Annotated in this window: 20 protein-coding genes; 9 read left to right on the top strand and 11 right to left on the bottom strand. The window is 59.8% G+C overall.

All coding sequences use genetic code 11. The features are described from left to right. Positions 1 to 91 precede the first annotated feature (91 nt). Genes AC3WP7_RS16550 through AC3WP7_RS16535 form a run of 4 tightly spaced genes read left to right on the top strand, consistent with a single transcriptional unit; the run spans position 92 to position 7,643 of the window. Entirely contained in the window at positions 92 to 2,038 is a 1,947-nt protein-coding gene (locus AC3WP7_RS16550) for a type VI secretion system Vgr family protein (RefSeq protein WP_092241638.1), read from the top strand. 15 nt (positions 2,039 to 2,053) lie between these two features. Next, positions 2,054 to 2,488 (top strand): DcrB-related protein, encoded by a 435-nt coding sequence (locus AC3WP7_RS16545; protein ID WP_092241636.1) that lies wholly within the window; start codon positions 2,054 to 2,056, stop codon positions 2,486 to 2,488. Between the two features lie 14 nt (positions 2,489 to 2,502). Continuing rightward, the gene (locus AC3WP7_RS16540) at positions 2,503 to 6,885 is read left to right on the top strand and encodes an RHS repeat-associated core domain-containing protein (protein WP_102592215.1); all 4,383 of its coding nucleotides are present in this window, start codon (positions 2,503 to 2,505) and stop codon (positions 6,883 to 6,885) included. Next, complete coding sequence (locus AC3WP7_RS16535; RefSeq protein ID WP_170856040.1) at positions 6,882 to 7,643, top strand: pentapeptide repeat-containing protein; 762 nt, start codon at positions 6,882 to 6,884, stop codon at positions 7,641 to 7,643. Before AC3WP7_RS16540 ends, AC3WP7_RS16535 begins: the two co-directional genes overlap by 4 nt. Before the next feature lie 277 nt (positions 7,644 to 7,920). On the opposite strand, the gene AC3WP7_RS16530 is transcribed toward AC3WP7_RS16535, so the two are convergent. The 3 genes from AC3WP7_RS16530 to AC3WP7_RS16520 all read right to left on the bottom strand — a co-directional run bounded on the left by AC3WP7_RS16530 (position 7,921) and on the right by AC3WP7_RS16520 (position 9,741). Next, positions 7,921 to 8,196 (bottom strand): HU family DNA-binding protein, encoded by a 276-nt coding sequence (locus AC3WP7_RS16530; protein WP_003176958.1) that lies wholly within the window; start codon positions 8,194 to 8,196, stop codon positions 7,921 to 7,923. 191 nt (positions 8,197 to 8,387) lie between these two features. Further along, on the bottom strand, positions 8,388 to 9,536 hold the full coding sequence (locus AC3WP7_RS16525; RefSeq protein ID WP_102592214.1) for an NAD(P)/FAD-dependent oxidoreductase: 1,149 nt from the start codon (positions 9,534 to 9,536) through the stop codon (positions 8,388 to 8,390). Between the two features lie 37 nt (positions 9,537 to 9,573). Continuing rightward, positions 9,574 to 9,741 (bottom strand): rubredoxin, encoded by a 168-nt coding sequence (locus AC3WP7_RS16520; RefSeq protein WP_015886569.1) that lies wholly within the window; start codon positions 9,739 to 9,741, stop codon positions 9,574 to 9,576. Positions 9,742 to 9,936: 195 nt separating this feature from the next. On the opposite strand from AC3WP7_RS16520, the gene AC3WP7_RS16515 reads away from it, so the two are divergent. Both AC3WP7_RS16515 and ubiA read left to right on the top strand, forming a co-directional pair. Beyond that, positions 9,937 to 10,500: a chorismate--pyruvate lyase family protein gene (locus AC3WP7_RS16515; RefSeq protein WP_092241628.1), complete on the top strand. Its 564-nt coding sequence runs from the start codon at positions 9,937 to 9,939 to the stop codon at positions 10,498 to 10,500. Further along, entirely contained in the window at positions 10,500 to 11,390 is an 891-nt protein-coding gene (gene ubiA, locus AC3WP7_RS16510; RefSeq protein WP_093514212.1) for a 4-hydroxybenzoate octaprenyltransferase, read from the top strand. Before AC3WP7_RS16515 ends, ubiA begins: the two co-directional genes overlap by 1 nt. Before the next feature lie 129 nt (positions 11,391 to 11,519). Here ubiA and AC3WP7_RS16505 read toward each other — a convergent pair whose 3' ends face one another. Further along, positions 11,520 to 11,897, bottom strand: coding sequence for a COG4315 family predicted lipoprotein (locus AC3WP7_RS16505; protein WP_071490818.1), 378 nt, complete (start codon positions 11,895 to 11,897; stop codon positions 11,520 to 11,522). Positions 11,898 to 12,052: 155 nt separating this feature from the next. Here AC3WP7_RS16505 and phoB point away from each other — a divergent pair, with 155 nt between their 5' ends. The 3 genes from phoB to AC3WP7_RS16490 all read left to right on the top strand — a co-directional run bounded on the left by phoB (position 12,053) and on the right by AC3WP7_RS16490 (position 15,720). Next, a complete protein-coding gene (phoB, locus tag AC3WP7_RS16500) occupies positions 12,053 to 12,742 on the top strand; it encodes a phosphate regulon transcriptional regulator PhoB (protein WP_003176964.1) in 690 nt (229 codons plus the stop codon). 81 nt (positions 12,743 to 12,823) lie between these two features. Then, on the top strand, positions 12,824 to 14,110 hold the full coding sequence (gene phoR, locus AC3WP7_RS16495) for a phosphate regulon sensor histidine kinase PhoR (RefSeq protein ID WP_219731685.1): 1,287 nt from the start codon (positions 12,824 to 12,826) through the stop codon (positions 14,108 to 14,110). 269 nt (positions 14,111 to 14,379) lie between these two features. Next, a complete protein-coding gene (locus AC3WP7_RS16490) occupies positions 14,380 to 15,720 on the top strand; it encodes a hemolysin family protein (RefSeq protein ID WP_010207573.1) in 1,341 nt (446 codons plus the stop codon). 3 nt (positions 15,721 to 15,723) lie between these two features. On the opposite strand, the gene AC3WP7_RS16485 is transcribed toward AC3WP7_RS16490, so the two are convergent. From AC3WP7_RS16485 to pstA, 7 genes are all read right to left on the bottom strand, one after another. Beyond that, positions 15,724 to 16,386, bottom strand: coding sequence for a M23 family metallopeptidase (locus tag AC3WP7_RS16485; protein ID WP_092241622.1), 663 nt, complete (start codon positions 16,384 to 16,386; stop codon positions 15,724 to 15,726). A gap of 55 nt (positions 16,387 to 16,441) precedes the next feature. Further along, positions 16,442 to 16,741 carry a helix-turn-helix domain-containing protein gene (locus AC3WP7_RS16480; protein ID WP_092241620.1) on the bottom strand — a complete coding sequence of 100 codons (300 nt, stop codon included), beginning with the start codon at positions 16,739 to 16,741 and terminating at the stop codon, positions 16,442 to 16,444. A 4-nt stretch (positions 16,742 to 16,745) separates the two neighbouring features. Continuing rightward, a complete protein-coding gene (locus AC3WP7_RS16475; RefSeq protein WP_092241617.1) occupies positions 16,746 to 17,069 on the bottom strand; it encodes a type II toxin-antitoxin system RelE/ParE family toxin in 324 nt (107 codons plus the stop codon). A gap of 187 nt (positions 17,070 to 17,256) precedes the next feature. Then, positions 17,257 to 18,168 (bottom strand): response regulator, encoded by a 912-nt coding sequence (locus AC3WP7_RS16470; RefSeq protein ID WP_092241615.1) that lies wholly within the window; start codon positions 18,166 to 18,168, stop codon positions 17,257 to 17,259. Positions 18,169 to 18,336: 168 nt separating this feature from the next. Then, positions 18,337 to 19,098, bottom strand: a complete 762-nt coding sequence (gene phoU / locus AC3WP7_RS16465) for a phosphate signaling complex protein PhoU (RefSeq protein ID WP_058424288.1) — start codon at positions 19,096 to 19,098, stop codon at positions 18,337 to 18,339. Between the two features lie 70 nt (positions 19,099 to 19,168). Next, positions 19,169 to 20,002 carry a phosphate ABC transporter ATP-binding protein PstB gene (gene pstB, locus AC3WP7_RS16460; protein WP_025856391.1) on the bottom strand — a complete coding sequence of 278 codons (834 nt, stop codon included), beginning with the start codon at positions 20,000 to 20,002 and terminating at the stop codon, positions 19,169 to 19,171. Between the two features lie 69 nt (positions 20,003 to 20,071). Continuing rightward, positions 20,072 to 21,742 carry a phosphate ABC transporter permease PstA gene (gene pstA / locus AC3WP7_RS16455; protein WP_071490822.1) on the bottom strand — a complete coding sequence of 557 codons (1,671 nt, stop codon included), beginning with the start codon at positions 21,740 to 21,742 and terminating at the stop codon, positions 20,072 to 20,074. Between the last annotated feature and the right edge of the window lie 12 nt (positions 21,743 to 21,754).

Here is a 21,754-nt window from a genome sequence, read left to right as displayed (position 1 = left end):
CAGTCACCTGATGCATCCACTGACACACTGCTATCGGGAGCAAGCTCCCTCCCACATTGGATTGGGTTCCTTCAGTTATTAGGGTATTTCGATGCTATTCAACCAAGCCTCACGCCTGGCCAAAATCACCAGCCCCCTCGGGCCGGATGTACTGCTGCTCAATGAAATGGGCGGCGGCGAAGAGCTGGGGCGGCTGTTCAACTACGAGCTGCAACTGACGTCCCTGGATGCCAACATCGACCTCAACCAATTGCTCGGCAAACCCATGAGCGTGGGCCTGCAGTTGGCGGACGGCGGTGAACGGCACTTCCACGGCATCGTCGCACGGTGCAGCCAGAACATCGACCAGGGCCAGTTCGCCAGTTACCAGGTGACGCTGCGCCCTTGGCTGTGGTTGCTCAGCCGCACCTCCGATTGCCGGATTTTCCAGAACCTGAGCATCCCGCAGATCATCAAGCAGGTGTTCCGCGACCTGGGTTTTTCCGATTTCGAAGACGCCCTGAGCCGGCCGTACCGCGAGTGGGAATATTGCGTGCAGTACCGCGAGACCAGCTTCGATTTCGTCAGCCGCTTGATGGAACAGGAAGGCATCTACTATTTCTTCCGCCACGAACAGGACCGCCATGTGCTGGTGCTGGCCGACGCCTACGGCGCCCACACCACGGTGCCGGGCTACGCGTCGGTCCCGTATTACCCTAAGGACGAGCAGCAGCGCGAACGCGACCACATGCACAACTGGCACCTGGCGCAGGAGGTGCAGCCCGGTTCGCTGGAGCTCAACGACTACGACTTCCAGCGCCCCAGCGCCAGCATCGATGTGCGCTCGGCCATGCCACGCCCGCACACCGCCGGCGACTACCCGCTGTACGACTACCCCGGCACCTACGTGCAAAGCGAGGACGGCGAACACTACGCACGCACCCGCATCGAAGCCCTGCAGACCCTGCATGAGCAGATCGAATTCAGCGGCAATGCGCGGGGTTTGGGTTCGGGGCATTTGTTCAGCCTCACCGGCTTCAGTCGCCAGGACCAGAACCGTGAATACCTGATCATCGGCTGCCGCTACTACATCGTCCAGGAAAGCCTGGAAAGCGGCGGCGGTTCGGGCTCGGCACAGTTCGAAAGCAGCCTCACCTGCATTGACGCCCAACAGAGCTTCCGCCCGCTGGCCATCACCCACCGCCCTATCGTCAAAGGCCCGCAGACCGCGCTGGTGGTCGGCCCCAAGGGCGAGGAAATCTGGACCGACCAGTACGGCCGCGTCAAGGTGCACTTCTACTGGGACCGTCACGACCAATCCAACGAGAACAGCTCGTGCTGGATTCGCGTGTCGCAATCCTGGGCCGGCAAGAACTGGGGCTCGATGCAGATCCCACGGATCGGCCAGGAAGTGATTGTAAGCTTTCTAGAGGGTGACCCGGACCGGCCGATCATCACCGGAAGGGTCTACAACGCCGAGCAGACCGTGCCCTACGACCTGCCGGAAAACGCCACCCAGAGCGGCATGAAAAGCCGCTCGAGCAAGGGCGGCACGCCGGCCAACTTCAATGAAATCCGCATGGAGGACAAGAAGGGGCTGGAGCAGCTGTATATCCATGCCGAGCGCAACCAGGACATCGTGGTCGAGGTGGATGAGAGCCATTCGGTGGGGCATGACCGCAACAAGAGCATCGGGCATAACGAGACGGTGACGATTGGCAACAACCGCCTGCGTGTCGTGCGCAGCAACGACACCGTACTGGTGGGCGGCGCCAAATCGGACAGCGCCGCCACGCACTACACGATCGAGGCCGGCGAGAGTATTCGCCTGGTGTGCGGCGACAGTGTGATCGAGCTCAAGGCCGGTGGAGACATCAACCTGACCTGTGGCTCGTTCAATCTGTTTTCCAGCGGCAGCAGCAAGATCCAGACGAAAGGAAAACTGGACATCAACCTGGGCAGCGACAAGGGCACATCGCCCGGCGCCCAAGGTGTGCAAAGCACGATCAAGTCCGCCGTCGAATCAAAATTTTCCGGCAAGCCCGGCGCTGATCAATAACGAGATTTCCCCACCATGAATTACGTAATTAACGAAGCCCAATTCACCCTGCCAGATGCCGAGGTGCAGGACACCTCAATCAATATTCTCAAGTTCGCCAGCCTGGGTACCACGCTGGTGGTCAGTCGCAGCCCACTGGCGGAGGGCGAGACCTTGCACAGCAACTTCGAGGGCCAGCTTAAGAAGCTTGAACAGCAAGTCAAAGACCTTCGTTATTCGCCAGCGCAAGCTATCAAGGTGGGGCCGGCGCAGGATATCGATGCCTTTGAGGTGCAGAACCGTTTCAATAAAGGCAGCGACAACATTTACCAGTATCAGTTGGCGATGCAGATACCCGGCACACGTCGCTTGATCGCCCTCAGCTACGTAAAGACCCAGCCCTTGGGGTCTGCCGAGGCAGCGCATTGGGCAACACTGAAAAACACCCTCACCTTTCTCGCCACGCCCTGAGTCGAAACTGAGCAATGAGTGAAGACCTCTGGGCCGCCCGCGAAGGCGACGCACTGCTGCACACCTCGGTGATGGCCGATATTCTCGGCGGTGTACTGGAAGTGGCCGCCTATGCGGCAATCACCTACGTGGGCTGCCTCGCGGTCGCGGCGGCGGTTGCTATAACAACCGGCGCAACCATCGCCACCGGTGGCGTTGCATTGGTTTTGGTCGTGGGTGCGGTCGTCGGGATCACCGCGGGGCTTACAGGGGCCGATCTGAAAATATCCAGTTGGTGCGAGTCAGCTGCCAATTGGGTGTTTCCACCGGTGATCGACGCCTTCATTACCAGTGGTTCAGACAACGTTTTCATCAACGGGAAAAAGGCTGCACGAGCGGCTGGCAAGATGACCGCTGTGCCGGTGGCCCCCAGTGAGCCACCAGAACCGAGCTTTCTGGACATGGCCGGGGAGTTTTTCTCTCAACTGTGGCGACCGACCGTCGCCTCACCCGCTCCCGGCACCGAGCCTTGCCGACTGGACACCGTTGCGTGCAACAAGCACCCGCCGATGCCCTTGCAATTCATTGCAGAGGGCTCAAGCTCAGTGTTCATCAATGGGCAACCTGCAGCGCGAAGCGGCGATCGCAGCACCTGTGACGCCAAGGTAGGGACAGCCCAGGGTCTGATCTCGCCGGATGTGCGCATCGGTGGTGAGACCATCGTGGTGCAGGAAATTCGCAGCGGAAAAACGCCCGGCGTAGGCCTGGCGATTGCTGTGGTGATGGCGTTGCGAGGCAACCTGAAGTGTTTCTGGAGCAAGCTGCCGTGCCTGGTCGGAGGTTTGTTGGTAGGAGGTGCCGTCTCTTACGCAACCAGCAAGATCACCTCTGCGCTCAAGAGCGCCACAAATGGCTCGCCCAATCCGGTTCACAGCGCGACCGGGGCCAAGATCCTGGGCGGGGACGAGGAACTCGACTTCATCCTCCCGGGCTTGCTCCCGATAGATTGGCAGCGTTTCTACAGCAGCCTCGACACACGCCGGGATGGCCTCTTTGGCGCCAGCTGGAGCGTTGCGTATGAGGTGTCGATCGAGATAGAGGCAGACGATAACCTGTTCTACATCGATGAGCAGGGGCGCCGCCTGGAGATCGGTTATATCCCCTTGTCCGGTGGAGCCTTCGATCCGGGCGAAGGCCTTGCGGTCAGGCGCAGCGGTGACGGCGCAATATTGATCGAGAGTATCGACGGCCTGTATCGACTGTTCGAAGCCGACCCGCTAAACAGTTCGCGGATGCGCCTGCATCTGCTGGGTGATCGCAATGAAGGGCGGATCTTTCTCGACTACGACACTCAGGGGCGGCTGTATCGCCTACGCGACACCCATGACTTGATGCACGTAGAGCTGAGCTACTCGGCGGAACACCCACGGCGCGTGAGCGAAATCGAACGACGTTACCTGCACCAGCAACATTTCGAAGCGCGCAGCGATGTGCTCGTCAGTTACCGCTATGACAGTCATGGCGACCTGGCTGAAGTCTTGGACGGGCAAGGTACGACCCTTCGACGCTTTGCTTATGACAATTGCCGGCGAATGGTCGAACACCAATTGCCCGTTGGCCTGCGCTGCTTCTACCAATGGGGTGCAGTGCCCGGGCCGCACGGCGAGGAGTGGCGCGTGAGCCGCCACTGGACAGACGCTGGCGACGAGTACACCTTCGACTACGATCTCTACGCTGGTATTACCCGTGTGACCGACGGCCTGATGCGCGTCAGCACACGGCATTGGAACCCGCAGTACCAGATCACTCGCTACGTCGATAACCTGGGCCATACGTGGCAGTTCGAGTGGAACGAAGATCGCCAGTTGCTCGGTGCGATTGACCCGCAAAACGGCCAGTGGCGCTTCAACTATGACGCGTCCGGCAACCTGAGCACGGTGATCGATCCATTGGCCAGGACCAGTAGCACGCAGTGGCTGGCGCACTGGGCATTGCCCCAAGTGGAAACTGATCCGGCGGGCAACAGTTGGCATTATCGCTACGACCAGCGAGGCAACTGCATCGAAGAAATCGACCCACTGGGCAACCGTACTTGCTATGTCTATGACGGTTTCGGTCAGCCGGTGCGCATCATCGATGCCACGGAAAAAACCAAAGTGCTGCATTGGAACGAGTGGAGCCAACTGGTCGAAGCGGTGGATTGCTCGGGTTATCCCACCCGTTATCAGTACGACGCCTTTGGCAATCTGGTGGTGCAAACCAATGCAGAAGGCGAGTCGGTGCGCTACCGGTACGGCCCTCGAGGGCTGCTCTTGGAGAGCCAACTCCCGGATGGCCGTGTGGAACAGTTCCAGCGCAACGCCAGCGGTTATCTGACGGCCCATGTCGATCCCGCCGGTAGCACCACGCGCTACGCCTATGACACACGCGGCCTGGTCAAGCAACGCTGGGATGCGCATAACCGCACGGTCATGTTTGATCACGACGCCTACGGGCGACTGCGCAAGCTGACCAATGAGAACGGCGAAAGCTACCGCTTCGAGTGGGATGCGGCCGACCGCATGGTGCAACAGCAAGACCTCGACCAGAGTCGGCGCTGCTACACCTATGATCCGCTGGATGATATCGTCGCCGTGGACTATCTGCCGGGGACGGAAGGCGAACCGGTAGCGCCGTTCTCACACCAGTTTCAACGAGACCCAATCGGACGCCTGTTCAGTAAAGTCACCGCAGACGGCATCACCGTTTACGAACATGATCTGAACGATCAACTGGTCAGCGTCACGTCCACCGCGCCTGACGGTCGACAGCATCGACTGGACTTCAGCTACGATGCGCTTGGGCAACTGCTGCAGGAGCAAAGTACAGCGGGCTCCCTACAGCATTGCTACGACGAATTGGGGAACCTGATTCAGACCCGGTTGCCCGACGGTCGATGGCTGAACCGACTCTACTACGGCAGCGGCCACCTGCATCAGTTAAATCTCGACGGAAAGGTCATCAGCGACTTCGAGCGTGATCGTTTGCACCGCGAAGTACAGCGCACTCAAGGCCAACTCAAGACAAGTACCACATACGACCGCAGTGGCAGGATTCGCTCACGGCAGCGCCGCAGTATTGACCAACCGTGGCAGTTGCCGCCGTTGGTCGAGACTGGCTACAGCTACGATTCCAGCGATAACCTGATCGGGCGTCGTCGCATCGGCCGTATTCACGATCGCCAAGAGCACTTGGGTTACGACAGCACCGACCGCATTCTTGTCTGCCACCACATCGGAAAGAGCGAAACCTACGCCTATGACGCCGCAGCCAACCTGCTGGATAGCGGGCATCAAGGGGGACTTGTACGACATAACCGGCTGCTCACCTATCAGGACAAGCGTTATCGATACGATGCCATGGGCCGTATGATCGAAAAACGCAGCGGCATGCGTGGTTTTCAGCGCTTTGCCTATGACGCGGAAAGTCGGCTGGTTGAAGTGCGAAATGAGAGCGGCAGCGTGGTCAGGATGACCTATGACCCACTGGGTCGACGCGTCGAAAAAAACGAATATGACGACGATGGCTATCCGCTGGGTCAGACACGTTTCACCTGGGATGGTTTACGCCTGTTGCAAGAGCATAAGCACAGCCAGACGAGCCTTTATGTTTATGAAGGGGAAAGCTACGAGCCTCTGGCCCGAATAGACGGTACCGGGTCGCTTGAAAAAATTCGCTATTACCACAATGATCTGAACGGCCTCCCTGAGCAGCTTACCGAGGCCGATGGACACCCCCTCTGGCAGGCCAGTTACCAAGTGTGGGGCAATACCTCCGAGGAAGTGCGCGAGCCTTACTACATTGAAGAGCAGAACCTACGATTCCAGGGACAGTACCTGGACCGGGAGACGGGGCTGCATTTCAATACATTTCGGTTTTATGATCCGGATATAGGGCGCTTTACAACGCCGGACCCTGTTGGGCTGGCAGGAGGTTTTAACCTTTATCAGTATTCTCCTAATCCTTCCGGATGGATCGATCCGTTGGGATGGGCACCTTGCGGTTCAACAACAGCCAAGCTTCAGGCACACGCCAATGCCGCTAGAAAGGCTGTTTACAGTAACCCTCAACGGTCGTTGACCCCGAAACAGAGAGCAGCAGTAAAACGAGCCTATGACAGAGGTGATCTCGGACAAGCACGATCACGCTATCGCCGGTATGTAGGGCAGAGAATAGATGCAGACTTCAAAAACAGAGTAAAAAATGACCCGTCACTGGGGCATTTGGAGGTATCCAAATCAGGGCAACGCCTACCCGATGTGTATGAAACTAAAACTAAAACCTGGTGGGATCTCACGACGAAGGCTGATTGGAAAAGGGGCACGCATCAGCGGCGTTACGGGGACTGGGGCAATGGTTATGAAGGAATATTATGGTGAGTGAAAAAATTCCATCAAAGGTACTGTCCGGCGTTGAGCAGGACGGACTTGTTTTGCCTAAAAAAACGCGCTTTGAAAACGAGCTCATCAGTGGTTGCAAACTGAAAAACGCGAACCTCTGCGATCCGATTTTTGACCAATGTGTTTTGGAAAATTGCGACTTTGAGAAAGCTGACTTTTCCGGCTCGCGATTCTTCAATAAAACATCCTTGACCCGTTGCTCGTTCAAGAATGCGGATTTTCAGGCATCCGGCTTCAGCAATAGCAAATTCGAAAACTGCACGTTTGTGAAATGCAACTTCCGTGAAGCATCCTTGAAGGATTGCACCTTTGTCAGCTGCACCTTTTCTCAGTGCAAAATCATTGATAACTCGTTTAACGCAAAAAATATAACCAACATTAAATTCATTGGAAAACTCCAGGAAGTCCGTTTTATATCAGATCAGCCCCACACCCCAATTTCTGTCGACTTTGAACTTTGCAAACTTGACTATGTAACCTTTGAAAACTGCAACCTGGAAAACATCATACCCCCCGCCGAGGCCAAACACGTTTTCTTTAAGGATGTGGCAGCCCGCGCAAAAAAAGCACTCACAGTGATCTCTGCGGAACCTGAAAGCCAGATCAACAAAATATTAAAGCGACGACTGTTAAAACTCACAACTCAACGAGGTGCAGTTTTCAACACTGACAATCTGGAAGAATATGAAGGCGCAGAATTCACCGCACGATTTATTTCACTTCTCCAGGATTCTTAAACAGCACAGTACAGTTGAAGCCTTTGATCGTGCACGCTATTTCAACACTGGCCAAGATGATTGACCCGCCCAGTGAGGAGTGGGAATTTGTTGATATCGGGGAAGGTGGCGCTGATGTCGTCAAGACAGTGGAAGAGCAAGTCGACGCTCTAAAACGCGATTAGACGAACTGGCTTGAATTGGCATACGTATCAATACCCCACAAAAAATGGGCACCCGATCCAGTCGGCGTGCCCATCTCTCCTACCACCCCGCCCCCTTCGAGACGGTAACGCCATTACGCGTTGACAGTGTCTTTCAGCGATTTACCCGGCTTGAACGCAACCGTGTTGCTCGCCTTGATCTTCACCGGCTCACCGGTTTGAGGGTTTTTGCCGGTGCGGGCGCCGCGGTGGCGTTGCAGGAAGGTGCCGAAGCCAACCAGGGTGACGCTGTCCTTGCGGTGCAGGGCGCCGGTGATTTCTTCGAGAACGGCGTTGAGGACGCGGTTGGCCTGTTCTTTAGTGAGATCGGCTTTTTCAGCGATGGCGGCTGCGAGTTCTGGTTTACGCATAAGTGAAGCCTCTTTGACGGTTTTTTGTTGTTATGTCCGTGCTGCTCTCTTCTGGAGCAGCGCCCAAAGCGCCGCAGGCTCTACTCTGCGGCAGACGGGAGTGAGGATGGCATGCCCTCGCACGCTCCGCCAGTCTAGCGGCGACCTTTCTGGAGGGAAAAACGTGCTTATTCCGACAGAACGACCGGTATTTACGCCAGCAACGGCGGAAGTTCTTTGTTAAGGGCGAGTTTTTCCATCACGGCGCTGCCAGTCAGTGCGTAACCCAGCAGGCGACCGCTGGCGTCACGGCACAGGGCCTTGATGTCGGCGCCCTCGCCTTCGACACTCCAGACGCCTTCGGTGCCCCGAGGCGGTGGCGAAACCACCAGCGGGCAGATCGGGGTTTTCACGGTCACCGGCATCGGGCCGTAGCTGACGGCAGTGGCGTTGCCGGCCAGGGTCTGGGCCAACGCACGGGCGCAGCTCATCAGCGGCATCACGTACAGCAGGTTCAGGCCGTCGACCTCGGCGCAGTCGCCCAGGGCGTAGATATTGGCGTGGGAGGTCTTGAGGTGGCGGTCCACCATGATCCCGCGATTGGTCTGCAGGCCGGCGGCGGCGGCCAGGTCGACGCGTGGGCGCAGGCCGATGGCCGAGACCACCAGGTCGCAGGCGATCACTTCACCGTCCGACAGGTGAGCTTCCAGGCCATCAGCGGTGCGCTGCAGGCGATTGAGCACCGGGCCCAGGTGGAAACGCGCGCCGAGGCCTTCGAGGCCGGCCTGTACCGCGGCGGCGGCGGCCGGGTGCAACAGGGTCGGCATGACTTGCTCGCACGGTGCCACCAGGTCGATTTCATAACCGCCCAGGATCAGGTCATTGGCGAACTCGCAGCCGATCAGGCCGGCGCCGAGCAGCAGCACACGGCGCTTGCCGGCAGCGGCGGCACGAAAGCGCGCGTAGTCTTCGAGGTCGTTGATCGGGAAAATCAGGTCAGCCGCATCGCCCTCAACCGGCACACGCACGGTTTCTGCGCCCCAGGCCAGGATCAGGTCGCGGTAGGCCACCGCCTCCTCGCCGATCCACAGGCGCTTGTGCCCGGGGTCAATGCCGCTGACGCGGGTGTGAGTGCGCACTTCGGCCTTGAGTTGCTCGGCCATGGCGCCCGGTTCAGCCATGCTCAGGCCATCGGCTTGCTTGTTCTTGCCAAACCCGGTGGAGAGCATGGGCTTGGAGTAGGAGCGCCCGTCATCCGCAGTGATCAGCAGCAATGGGGTTTCGCTGTCGAGCTTGCGAAACTCACGGGCCAGGTTGTAACCGGCCAATCCGGTGCCGATGATCACGACAGGTGCGTTCATTCCTTTCTCCTTGTAATACTTTTCTGAAAATCGAGAATCAACCGATTTCGATCATTTCGAAATCCATTTTGCCCACGCCGCAGTCCGGGCACAGCCAGTCTTCCGGGACGTCTTCCCAACGGGTGCCAGGCAGAATTCCGTCATCCGGCCAGCCGTCCTTTTCGTCGTAGATCAGGCCACAGACGACACATTGCCACTTCTTCATTACTTGTTCCTCAGGAGTCCAGGCTTCTTGGCCGACGGTCGATAGACCCGCATTGCCGTACGGCTCAGGGCGTTTTGTACTGATGGTGGCCGGCAGATGCAAGCATGATCGACGCAAACAGCCGGTTGCCTCCGGCAAAAACGTTGGACGCCATGGTAAGCTCGCCGCCTCTTTTGCTGCCGATACTGACTCACCGTGCCGCACTCAATCGACCCTCCCGATGCTTGCCAATGGTTGACCCAGAGCCTCCTGGCCCCTGTACCCACGTCCTTGACCCTCAATTGGCTGTTCAACGAAGACTCGCTGACGCGGCGGTTGACGTGGCTGTCCAACGACGGTTTCAGCGTCACGCCACTGTTCGAAGGCTGGCAACCGCTACGCGATGACGAATGTGCCGCCCTGGCGCTGGCGCCGGCCAGTATCGGTTGGGTGCGCGAGGTGTATCTGCGTGGGCATGGTCAGCCGTGGGTGTTCGCACGCAGTGTGGCCGCACGCGGCGCTCTGCAGGGCGACGGCCTGCATATGGATGAGTTGGGCAGCCGGTCCCTGGGCGAACTGCTGTTCTGTGACCAGGCCTTCACCCGCCAGGCCATCGAAGTGTGCCATTACCCTCGGCACTGGTTGCCAGCGGCCGATCAGGTCGACGGGCTGTGGGCACGCCGCTCACGCTTTGATCGCGGGCCGCTGAGCGTGCTGGTCGCGGAAGTCTTCTTGCCCAGTTTCTGGCACGCGCTGCACGCCCATCCGGAGAATTGCTGATGTACCAACGTCTGCTCAAGTCCCTGAACCACCTGAACCCTAGGGCCTGGGATTTCATTCAACTGACCCGTATGGACAAGCCCATCGGCATCTACCTGCTGTTGTGGCCGACCCTATGGGCGCTGTGGATCGCCGGCAAAGGCTCGCCTTCTTTAATCAATATCGTGATCTTCGTGCTCGGCGTGGTGCTGACCCGCGCCGGTGGCTGTGTGATCAACGACTGGGCCGACCGCAAGGTCGACGGCCATGTGAAGCGCACCGAGCAACGCCCGCTGGTGAGCGGCAAGATCAGCTCCAAAGAGGCGCTGGTGTTTTTTGCCGTGCTGATGGGCATCAGTTTCCTGCTGGTGCTGCTGACCAATGCCACCACCATCCTGCTGTCCCTCGGTGGCCTGGCCCTGGCGGCGAGCTACCCGTTCATGAAGCGCTACACCTATTACCCGCAGGTGGTGCTGGGGGCGGCGTTTTCCTGGGGCATGCCGATGGCGTTCACTGCCGAAACGGGTCACCTTCCCGCTACGGCCTGGCTGCTGTATATCGCCAACCTGCTGTGGACAGTGGGTTACGACACGTATTACGCGATGACCGACCGGGATGACGATTTGAAGATCGGCGTGAAATCCACCGCCATTCTATTTGGCGATGCGGATCGCGTGATCATCCTTACGCTGCAAGGGCTGTCGTTGGTGTGCCTGTTGCTGGCGGGGGCGCGATTCGAGTTGGGTGGCTGGTTCCACCTGGGTCTGCTGGGCGCGGCGGGCTGTTTTGCCTGGGAGTTCTGGTACACCCGGGACAAGGACCGCATGAAGTGCTTCAAGGCGTTCCTGCACAACCACTGGGCGGGGTTGGCGATATTTGTCGGGATTGTGGCGGACTATGCGTTTCGCTGAGGTTTTTGTGGCGGTTGTCCCGACCTCATCGGGGGCAAGCCCCCCTCCCACATTTGGAATGTGTTCCCCTGTGGGAGGGGTGGTACGACGATTCGACTTGCCCCCGGTGATTTCAGCGGCACCGCGTCATCAAGGCTTGATCACGTGCCACGCCCCACCTTTGCCATCACCGGTCTTGTCACCGGCCTTGTGGTCATCCTTGTAGGTGTAGACGGGCTTGCCGTCATAGGCCCACTGGCTGGTCTGGTCATCGCGGGTGATAACGGTCCATTTGCCCATCGACTTGTCAGTGGACTCTGCCTTCAACGGCGGCCAATTGGTCGCGCACTGGTCCTTGCACACGGACTTGCCGTCAGCGTCCTTGTCGAAGGTGTAGAGCGTCATGCCCTTGTGGTCCACCAGCATTCCGTCTTTGGTCATCGCCGGCTCCGCCGCAAACGCCAGGCCCGGCAGCGTCAACGCAGCCGTCACCAGCAGGGCTTTCCAGGAAATCGTGCTGTAAGTCATCGGAACCTTCCTTTTGTGGTTGTCAGGATTCGGACTCAAAGCGTAGTCCAGAGAGGCGGGAATTGCCCGAGCGACTAAATTACTGTCACACGACTGCAATAATTCCGTTATCTAATGCGGCGCAAGACAGTTAAATGACAAGAGGATTTTCGAGCATGGTTGGCAGGAGCATTCTGATTGTTGACGACGAAGCGCCCATCCGCGAGATGATCGCCGTTGCGTTGGAAATGGCCGGCTATGACTGCCTGGAGGCGGAGAACTCCCAGCAGGCCCATGCCATTATCGTCGACCGCAAGCCGGACCTGATCCTGCTGGACTGGATGCTGCCCGGCACCTCCGGCATCGAACTGGCCCGCCGCCTCAAGCGTGACGAGCTGACCGGGGACATCCCGATCATCATGCTCACCGCCAAGGGCGAAGAGGACAACAAGATCCAGGGCCTGGAAGTCGGTGCCGATGACTACATCACCAAACCTTTTTCCCCACGGGAGTTGGTAGCGCGCCTGAAGGCCGTACTGCGCCGCGCCGGGCCTACCGATGGCGAAGCGCCTATCGAAGTCGGCGGCCTGCTGCTGGACCCGATCAGCCACCGCGTGACCATCGACGGCAAACCGGCCGAGATGGGCCCCACCGAATACCGCCTGCTGCAATTCTTCATGACCCACCAGGAGCGCGCCTACACCCGTGGCCAACTGCTGGACCAAGTGTGGGGCGGCAACGTGTACGTGGAAGAACGCACCGTGGACGTGCATATCCGTCGCCTGCGCAAAGCCTTGGGCGATGCCTACGAGAATCTGGTACAAACCGTGCGCGGCACTGGTTACCGCTTCTCTACCAAGGGCTGAGCCAATCGGATCCTGACTTAACAGCTGACAAGGACGCATGTTCAAGTGAACCAAAACTGGCATGGCACCCTGATCCGCCACATGCTTTTGCTGATCACCGGCTGCCTGCTGGTTGGGCTGGTCAGCGGCTATTACGGCTGGAGTCTGGCAGTCGGCATCGCGCTGTACCTGGGCTGGACCCTCAAGCAACTGCTGCGCCTGCACGAATGGCTACGCCAGCATAAACCCGATGAGGCACCACCCGATGGCTACGGCCTGTGGGGCGAGGTGTTCGACAGCATCTACCACCTGCAACGTCGCGACCAGCGTGTGCGCGGCCGCCTGCAAGCGGTGATCGACCGGGTGCAGGAGTCCACCGCCGCGCTCAAGGACGCGGTGATCATGCTCGACAGCGACGGCAACCTGGAATGGTGGAACCGCGCCGCCGAGACCCTGCTGGGCCTCAAGACCCCCCAGGACAGCGGCCAGCCAGTGACCAATCTGGTGCGCCACCCGCGCTTCAAGGAGTACTTCGAACAGGAGAACTACGAAGAAGCCCTGGAAATCCCCTCGCCCACCAATGACCGCGTACGCATCCAGCTGTACCTGACGCGCTACGGCAATAATGAACACCTGATGCTGGTGCGCGATGTCACCCGCATCCACCAGCTGGAGCAGATGCGCAAGGACTTCGTCGCCAACGTCTCCCACGAGTTGCGTACACCGCTGACGGTGATCTGCGGCTACCTGGAGACGCTGCTGGACAACGTCGACGAGATCAACCCACGCTGGAGCCGGGCCCTGCAGCAAATGCAGCAGCAAGGCTCGCGCATGCAGACCCTGCTCAACGACCTGCTGTTGCTGGCCAAGCTGGAAGCCACCGATTATCCGTCGGATAACCAGCCGGTGGCCGTGCAAAGCCTGTTGCAGACCATCAAGAACGACGCCCAGGCCCTCTCCGGCCAACGCGGGCAGCAGATCAGCCTGGAAGCCGACCCGGCCGTGCTGCTCAAGGGCAGCGAAGGCGAGTTGCGCAGCGCGTTTTCCAACCTGGTGTTCAACGCCGTGAAGTACACCCAGGACAAAGGCAATATCCGCATCCGCTGGTGGGCCGACGAACAAGGTGCGCATTTGAGCGTGCAGGACTCCGGCATCGGTATCGACGCCAAGCACCTGCCGCGCCTGACCGAGCGCTTCTACCGTGTCGACTCCAGCCGCAATTCCAACACCGGTGGCACCGGGCTCGGCCTGGCGATCGTCAAGCACGTGCTGCTGCGCCACCGCGCACGCCTGGAAATCAGCAGCGTGCTGGGACATGGCAGCACGTTTACCTGCCATTTTCCGCCGGCTCAGGTGGCGCGCTCGCGAGCCCTCGGCAACGACAACTAAACCAAAGACACCACGGGCCTACATGTGGGAGGGGGCTTGCCCCCGATGGCGGCGGGTCAGATATGAATGTGCTGCCTGACATACTGCCATCGGGGGCAAGCCCCCTCCCACAGTGGACCGGTGTTGTTTTAGAGAGTGCATTCCAGGCCCCGCCCGGCAGTGGGCACTAGGCAAGCGCCCCGTCAGCCGCTACATTGGCCGACTTGCGCCTGCCTTTCAGGCCCGCCTGCCACCCCTTACTGAACATACGGAACCTGCAAAACCCCATCATGGACCCTTCCCCTGGTATCACCCTCGCGACACTCTTCGCCGACTTCGGCATGATTCTTTTTGCTCTGATCCTGGTACTGCTCAACGGTTTCTTCGTTGCGGCGGAGTTCGCCATGGTCAAACTGCGCGCCACCCGGGTCGAGGCCATCGCCCACAAGAACGGCTGGCGCGGGCAGATCCTGCGCACCGTACACAGCCAGCTCGACGCCTACCTGTCGGCGTGCCAGCTGGGCATCACCCTCGCCTCCCTGGGCCTGGGCTGGGTCGGTGAACCGGCCTTCGCGCACATCCTCGAGCCACTGCTGGGCGCCGTGGGCGTCGAGTCGCCGGAAGTGATCAAGGGCGTGTCGTTCTTTGCGGCGTTCTTCGTGATCTCCTACCTGCACATCGTGGTCGGCGAACTGGCACCCAAGTCCTGGGCGATTCGCAAGCCCGAGTTGCTGTCGCTGTGGACGGCGGTGCCGCTGTACCTGTTCTACTGGGCCATGTACCCGGCGATCTACCTGCTCAACGCCAGCGCCAACGCCATCCTGCGCATTGCCGGCCAGGGCGAGCCTGGCCCGCACCATGAACACCATTACAGCCGCGAAGAACTCAAGCTGATCCTGCACTCCAGCCGTGGCCAGGACCCGAGCGACCAGGGCATGCGCGTACTGGCCTCCGCCGTGGAAATGGGCGAGCTGGAAGTGGTGGACTGGGCCAACTCCCGGGAAGACCTGGTGACCCTGGACTTCAACGCGCCGCTCAAGGAAATCCTTGCGCTGTTCCGTCGCCACAAGTTCAGCCGTTACCCGGTATATGACGCGGTACGCAACGAATTCGTGGGCCTGTTGCACATCAAGGACCTGCTGCTGGAACTGGCGGCCCTGGACCACATCCCCGAGTCGTTCAACCTGGCCGAGCTGACCCGCCCGCTGGAGCGTGTGTCGCGGCACATGCCGTTGTCACAGCTGCTGGAACAGTTCCGCAAAGGCGGCGCGCACTTCGCCCTGGTGGAAGAAGCCGACGGCAAGATCATCGGCTACCTCACCATGGAAGACGTGCTGGAAGTGCTGGTGGGCGATATCCAGGACGAACACCGCAAGGCCGAGCGCGGCATCCTGGCCTATCAGCCGGGCAAGCTGCTGGTGCGTGGCGACACGCCGCTGTTCAAGGTGGAGCGCCTGCTGGGCGTGGACCTGGACCACATCGAAGCCGAAACCCTGGCCGGACTGATCTATGACACCCTCAAGCGGGTGCCCGAGGAGGAAGAAGTGCTGGAGGTTGAAGGCTTGCGCATCATCATCAAGAAGATGAAAGGGCCGAAGATCGTACTGGCCAAGGTGCTGTTGCTGGATTGACCGTCAATTGCCCAATGCAAAATTGGGCAATGCACCGACCGGCTGATTGAACTCATATGGGATCGAGACCAGCCCCGCCCCGGTAACGCGCTGCACCACAAAATGCAGATGCGGCCCGCTGCTGTTGCCGGTATTGCCCGACAACGCCAGCGGGCTCCCCACCGCTACATGCTGCCCGACCCGGACGCTGACCGAACCTTGCTTGAGGTGCAGGTACACGCCCTCGGTGCCGTCGTCGTGGCGCACCCTCACGAAATTCCCCGACGCATCACTGCCCCGCCCGGTCTGCTCGTTCTCGGTTTTCACCACCATCCCGCTGCGCGCCGCAATGATTGGCGTGCCTTCGGGCATGGCGATATCCATGGCGTAGCGGCTCTTACTATCGGTATGGCTGAAGGTGCCGTTGGGGCCTTGGGTCAGGCGAAACGGACCGCCGCGCCAGGGCAAGGGGTAGCGGTAGGCCTGAGGCGGGTAGCGGGCCGGAGGCCTGTCGATTATCGGCCGTTCAAGCTTGCGCTCCCGGATCACAAATACCTGGGCGCCCGGCGTATACCGGTCGCTGATAAACACCAGGCCATTGGCATCGACGGATTTGTAGAGGGTCATGGCCTGGGTCGACACGGCGACCGTTGCCAACCCGCAGCACAGCAAGAAGCGCATAAGCATGGCGTAAACCTGCCGGGATGACTGAGCGGCAGGTTAGCGCGGTTTGATGACAACTTCAGGCAGGCAGCCCGTTGAAACAAATATCCACGTTCATTTGGGCGGCCGCCGACAAATTGACCAAGGCATCCAGGGAGAGTTTGTCGATCTTGCCGGTGAGAACGTCGTTAAGTCGGGGCTGACTGATCCCCAGTCTTTGCGCCGCATCTTTTTGAGAAAGCTCCCAGCGACGAATGGTTTGGCACAGCTCCAAAAGCAATTTTGAACGCAGCCGCATATTGGCGGCTTGCTGGGGTGTGTCTTCCAGAGCATCCCAGACACAACTGAAACGCTCGCCGTAATCTTTTTGATTCGTCATGGGCTCACCCTAACTCCTGCAATCTGGCACGAGCCAGCTCGATATCACGCCCTTCGGTTTTTTGTGTGGTCTTGCGCAGCGCGTGCAACACATAGATGGCCTCTGGCCGGTTGACCACATAAAACACCCGAAAAGCGCCCGACTCTTCAGTGATCCGGATCTCGCTGACGCCCCTCCCAATGGTCTTCATCGGCTTGCAGTCAAAGGGTTGCTCACCGTGCTGCAAGAGATCCAACTGAAACCCCACTGCCCTCCGGGCATCGAGCGGAAACGCTTTGAGATCCTTGAGCGAGCTTCCTAGAAACACCACATCCTTGTGCCTTGGCATTGGCTTCTCCTTTCATGGAAAGAAAAAGCGTAATCGACGATTCGGCCAAGGAACGTGGAGGTTTGTTTCAAGGCATAGCAAAGCCTCGCTGACACCGAAGCGTTATCGAAAGCCTATATCGAAACAGATATAAATCAAGGCACGTACCGGGAATCAGACAGTCGGTCGATTCCCGGCACTCAGGGAATCACGCACCCGGCACAAAATGCTTCTGCGCCGTGCCACGTGCGATCAGGCGGGAGATGTAGTCGAGCTTCTGCGCATCCTGGTCAATAAACCGGAACGTCAGCTGCAGCCAATCGCTGTCCGGCTTCGGTTCGAAGGCGACGATGGCGTGCAGGTAGCCATTGAGGCGGGCCACTTCGGCGTTTTCGCCTTGCTCCAGGTCGAGCACGGCGCTTTCCAGTACCTGGGGCAGGACTTCACCGCGACGCACCACCAGCAGCGCTTCCTTGATGCTCAGCGCCTTGATCACGCATTGCTGGGTGCCACTGGACAGGCGCAATTGGCCCTGGCCACGACCGCCAGCCGGCGCAGCCGCTACCGGCGCCTGCACCGGTGGGCTGTTGAGCAACCCTTTGTTAGGCGCAGGAGCGGCAGCCGCAACGGGAGCCGCACGCGCCACTTCGGGTTTGCCGCCGGTCAGGGCGCTCAAGGAATCGTTGCCGAAAGCCGAGTTCATCTTGGTCGGCGCGCTGGCGACCAGGGCATCGAGGCGACCGATCTTGTGCAGGGCCTGCTTGACCTTGTTCAGCAACTGCTCGTTGGTAAACGGTTTGCTGACGTAGCCGGAAACCCCGGCCTGGATAGCCTGGACTACGTTCTCCTTGTCGCCACGGCTGGTGACCATCACGAACGGCATGGCTTTGAGGTGAGGCTGCTCGCGGCACCAGGTCAACAGCTCAAGGCCGGACATCTCTGGCATTTCCCAGTCGCACAGCACCAGGTCGAAGGTCTCGCGCATCAGGATGGCCTGGGCCTTTTTGCCGTTCACCGCATCTTCAAGCTTGATCCCGGGGAAGTAGTTGCGCAGGCACTTCTTCACCAGGTCGCGGATAAACGAGGCGTCATCCACCACCAACACACTGACTTTACTCATCGACCCTTCATCCTATAAAAACTTCGGCACGCAAGACGCCTGACTGATGGCATTTTGCCAAAAACTCTGCAGTCACGTTGGGACTTTCTTGTGCCCCCTCGCTGAAAAATTCGGGCCCGCAAACAAAAACGCCCGACCAAAGGCCGGGCGTTAATTTCTCGGGCAACCTTACTTATCGTCAGGTACGCCCGGAACATTAGGGATTTGATCGACTGAACCTTCAACTTCGGCCTTCATGCGCTTGAGGCCCATGTGCCGCACGTCGGTGCCGCGCACCAGGTAAATCACCAGTTCGGAGATATTGCGCGCATGGTCGCCAATCCGCTCTAGGGAGCGCAGCACCCAGATAATGCTCAAGACCCGCGAGATAGAGCGCGGGTCTTCCATCATGTAGGTGGCCAGCTCACGCAGCGCAGTCTTGTACTCACGGTCGATGACCTTGTCGTACTGGGCCACCGACAGTGCCAGTTCGGCGTCGAAGCGGGCAAAGGCGTCGAGCGCATCGCGCACCATGTTGCGCACCTGGTCGCCGATGTGGCGCACTTCCACGTAACCGCGCGGCGCTTCGCCTTCTTCGCACAACTGGATGGCGCGTCGGGCGATCTTGGTGGCTTCGTCGCCGATGCGCTCCAGGTCGATCACCGATTTGGAGATGCTGATGATCAACCGCAGGTCGGACGCCGCCGGCTGGCGACGGGCGAGAATGCGCAGGCATTCTTCGTCGATATTGCGTTCCATCTGGTTGATCTGGTCATCGATCTCACGCACTTGCTGGGCCAGGCCCGAGTCGGCCTCGATCAGCGCGGTGACCGCATCGTTGACTTGCTTCTCCACCAGCCCGCCCATCGCCAGGAGGTGGCTGCGCACTTCCTCGAGCTCGGCGTTGAACTGCGCGGAGATGTGGTGGGTAAGGCCTTCTTTGCTAATCATGTTGGCGTCCTTGGAGCGTCCGGTAAGGTGCGGATAACCGCAGCGTCAGTGCAATCAGAACCACAGCTTCCTAGCCGTAGCGACCGGTGATGTAGTCTTCGGTCTGCTTCTTCGCCGGATTGGTGAACAGGGTATCGGTGTCGCCGAATTCCACCAGCTTGCCCATGTACATGAACGCGGTGTAGTCGGAAACCCGCGCCGCCTGTTGCATGTTGTGGGTCACGATAACGATGGTGAACTTGGACTTGAGCTCGTAGATCAGTTCTTCGACTTTCAGCGTCGAGATCGGGTCGAGAGCCGAGCAGGGTTCGTCGAGCAGCAACACTTCCGGCTCCACGGCGATTGTGCGAGCGATCACCAGACGCTGTTGCTGGCCGCCGGACAGACCGAGGGCCGAGTCGTGCAGGCGGTCCTTCACTTCGTCCCACAGCGCCGCGCCTTTCAAGGCCCACTCGACCGCTTCGTCGAGGATGCGCTTCTTGTTGATGCCCTGGATACGCAGGCCGTAGACCACGTTTTCGTAGATGGTCTTGGGGAACGGGTTGGGCTTCTGGAACACCATGCCCACGCGCCGACGCAGCTCGGCCACATCTTCGCCCTTGCGGTAAATGTTGGTGCCGTAGAGGTTGATGGCACCGTCCACACGGCAACCGTCCACCAGGTCGTTCATGCGGTTGAAGGTACGCAGCAGCGTGGACTTGCCACAGCCCGACGGGCCGATGAAGGCGGTCACGCGCTGCTTGGGAATGTTCATGCTGACGTCGAACAGCGCCTGTTTTTCACCGTAGTACAGGCTCAGGCCCGGCACTTCGATGGCCACGGTTTCCTGGGCAAGGCTCAGGCTCTGCTTGTCGCGACCCAGGGCAGACATGTTGATGCCGTGAGTGTGGGTGTCTTGCTGCATGGGATGCTCCCTGTGCTACCAATTCATTGTGTGTGGGAGGGGGCTTGACCCCTCCCACATTGAAAAGCTTTAGCTGTCCAACGCTTTGTATTTTTCGCGCAGATGGTTACGGATCCACACTGCCGACAAGTTGAGCGTGGCGATCACCAGCACCAGCAGCAACGCGGTGGCGTACACCAGCGGCCGGGCGGCTTCGACGTTGGGGCTCTGGAAGCCGACGTCATAGATGTGGAAGCCCAGGTGCATGATCTTCTGGTCCAGATGCAGGTACGGGTAGTTGCCGTCCAGCGGCAACGACGGCGCCAGTTTCACCACGCCCACCAGCATCAGCGGCGCCACCTCACCGGCGGCGCGGGCCACGGCGAGGATCATGCCGGTCATCATTGCCGGGCTGGCCATCGGCAGCACGATCTTCCACAGCGTTTCCGCCTTGGTCGCACCCAGTGCCAGGGAGCCTTCACGCACAGTGCGAGGAATTCGCGCCAGGCCTTCTTCCGTGGCCACGATCACCACCGGCACCGCCAGCAGCGCCAGGGTCAGCGAGGCCCACAACAGGCCCGGCGTGCCGAACGTCGGCGCCGGCAGGGCTTCGGCGAAGAACAGCCGGTCAACCGAGCCACCCAATACATACACGAAGAAGCCCAGGCCGAACACGCCGTAGACGATGGCCGGTACGCCGGCCAGGTTGTTCACGGCGATACGGATAACCCGCGTCAGGGTGTTCTGCTTGGCGTATTCACGCAGGTACACCGCCGCCAGCACGCCGAACGGGGTCACGATCATCGCCATGATCAGGGTCATCATCACGGTGCCGAAGATGGCCGGGAAGATCCCGCCTTCGGTGTTGGCTTCCCGTGGGTCATCACTGAGGAATTCCCAGACCTTGCTGAAGTAGAAGCCGATCTTGGTGATCGTGCCCATGGCGTTCGGCTGGTAGGCGTGCACCACTTTGCCGATGCCGATTTCCACTTCCTTGCCGTTGCCGTCGCGAGCGGTCAGCGCGTCGCGGTTGAACTGGGCGTGCAGGTCGGCCAGGCGGGCTTCGATGTCTTGGTAACGGGCATTCAGCTCGGCGCGGTCGGCGTCCATGTCGGCCTGTGCGGCGGCGTCGAGCTTGCCTTCCAATTCCAGTTTGCGGCCATGCAGGCGGATACGTTCCAGGCCGGCGTTGATTGCGCCGATGTCGGATTTTTCGAGGGTCTTGAGCTGGGCAGCCAGCTTGTTGACGCGGTCCACACGGGCCTGCAGCTCCGGCCAGGCAGCCTCGCCTTCGGCAATGACCTTGCCATCCTGCTTGACGTTGACCAGGGTGCCGTAGAAGTTGCCCCACTCACGCCGCTCGATGGTCATGAGGTTCGCCGGCGTGGTCTGGTCCTTGAGCCACTCGCCGACGATCCAGGTGAAGTCATTGCCGTTCAGGTCACGGTTGCCGACCTTGATCAGCTCGCGGGTCATGAACTCAGGGCCCTGGTCCGGCACCGGCAGGCCGGCGCTTTTCAGGCGCTCGCGGGGTACTTCTTCCTTCTGCACCACTTCGCCGATGACGATATGATTTTCCTGGCCCGGCACGTTGTAGTTGGCCTGGATCAGGTCGGCCGGCCAGAAGTGGCCCAAGCCACGCACGGCGATCACCGCCAGCAAACCAATGGTCATGATGACCGCGATGGACACCGCGCCACCACTGATCCAGACGCCGGGGGCGCCGCTCTTGAACCATCCATTCAGGGAGTTCTGTTTCACAGACTTCTACCT

It is taken from the genome of Pseudomonas sp. FW305-3-2-15-C-LB1 (assembly GCF_058787615.1).
This window is presented reverse-complemented; position numbering and strand designations above follow the sequence as displayed.

What these genes read in the sequence shown, in the direction of transcription:
- AC3WP7_RS16485 (WP_092241622.1), bottom strand. Translation starts at nt 16,386, where the DNA reads ATGCTTATGCGCTTCTTGCTGTGCTGCGGGTTGGCAACGGTCGCCGTG.
- AC3WP7_RS16525 (WP_102592214.1), bottom strand. Translation starts at nt 9,536, where the DNA reads ATGAACGCACCTGTCGTGATCATCGGCACCGGATTGGCCGGTTACAAC.
- phoU (WP_058424288.1), bottom strand. Translation starts at nt 19,098, where the DNA reads ATGATTAGCAAAGAAGGCCTTACCCACCACATCTCCGCGCAGTTCAAC.
- AC3WP7_RS16480 (WP_092241620.1), bottom strand. Translation starts at nt 16,741, where the DNA reads ATGACGAATCAAAAAGATTACGGCGAGCGTTTCAGTTGTGTCTGGGAT.
- phoR (WP_219731685.1), top strand. Translation starts at nt 12,824, where the DNA reads ATGCTTTTGCTGATCACCGGCTGCCTGCTGGTTGGGCTGGTCAGCGGC.
- phoB (WP_003176964.1), top strand. Translation starts at nt 12,053, where the DNA reads ATGGTTGGCAGGAGCATTCTGATTGTTGACGACGAAGCGCCCATCCGC.
- pstB (WP_025856391.1), bottom strand. Translation starts at nt 20,002, where the DNA reads ATGCAGCAAGACACCCACACTCACGGCATCAACATGTCTGCCCTGGGT.
- AC3WP7_RS16475 (WP_092241617.1), bottom strand. Translation starts at nt 17,069, where the DNA reads ATGCCAAGGCACAAGGATGTGGTGTTTCTAGGAAGCTCGCTCAAGGAT.
- AC3WP7_RS16530 (WP_003176958.1), bottom strand. Translation starts at nt 8,196, where the DNA reads ATGCGTAAACCAGAACTCGCAGCCGCCATCGCTGAAAAAGCCGATCTC.
- AC3WP7_RS16540 (WP_102592215.1), top strand. Translation starts at nt 2,503, where the DNA reads ATGAGTGAAGACCTCTGGGCCGCCCGCGAAGGCGACGCACTGCTGCAC.
- AC3WP7_RS16470 (WP_092241615.1), bottom strand. Translation starts at nt 18,168, where the DNA reads ATGAGTAAAGTCAGTGTGTTGGTGGTGGATGACGCCTCGTTTATCCGC.
- AC3WP7_RS16505 (WP_071490818.1), bottom strand. Translation starts at nt 11,897, where the DNA reads ATGACTTACAGCACGATTTCCTGGAAAGCCCTGCTGGTGACGGCTGCG.
- AC3WP7_RS16550 (WP_092241638.1), top strand. Translation starts at nt 92, where the DNA reads ATGCTATTCAACCAAGCCTCACGCCTGGCCAAAATCACCAGCCCCCTC.
- AC3WP7_RS16520 (WP_015886569.1), bottom strand. Translation starts at nt 9,741, where the DNA reads ATGAAGAAGTGGCAATGTGTCGTCTGTGGCCTGATCTACGACGAAAAG.
- ubiA (WP_093514212.1), top strand. Translation starts at nt 10,500, where the DNA reads ATGTACCAACGTCTGCTCAAGTCCCTGAACCACCTGAACCCTAGGGCC.
- AC3WP7_RS16490 (WP_010207573.1), top strand. Translation starts at nt 14,380, where the DNA reads ATGGACCCTTCCCCTGGTATCACCCTCGCGACACTCTTCGCCGACTTC.
- AC3WP7_RS16545 (WP_092241636.1), top strand. Translation starts at nt 2,054, where the DNA reads ATGAATTACGTAATTAACGAAGCCCAATTCACCCTGCCAGATGCCGAG.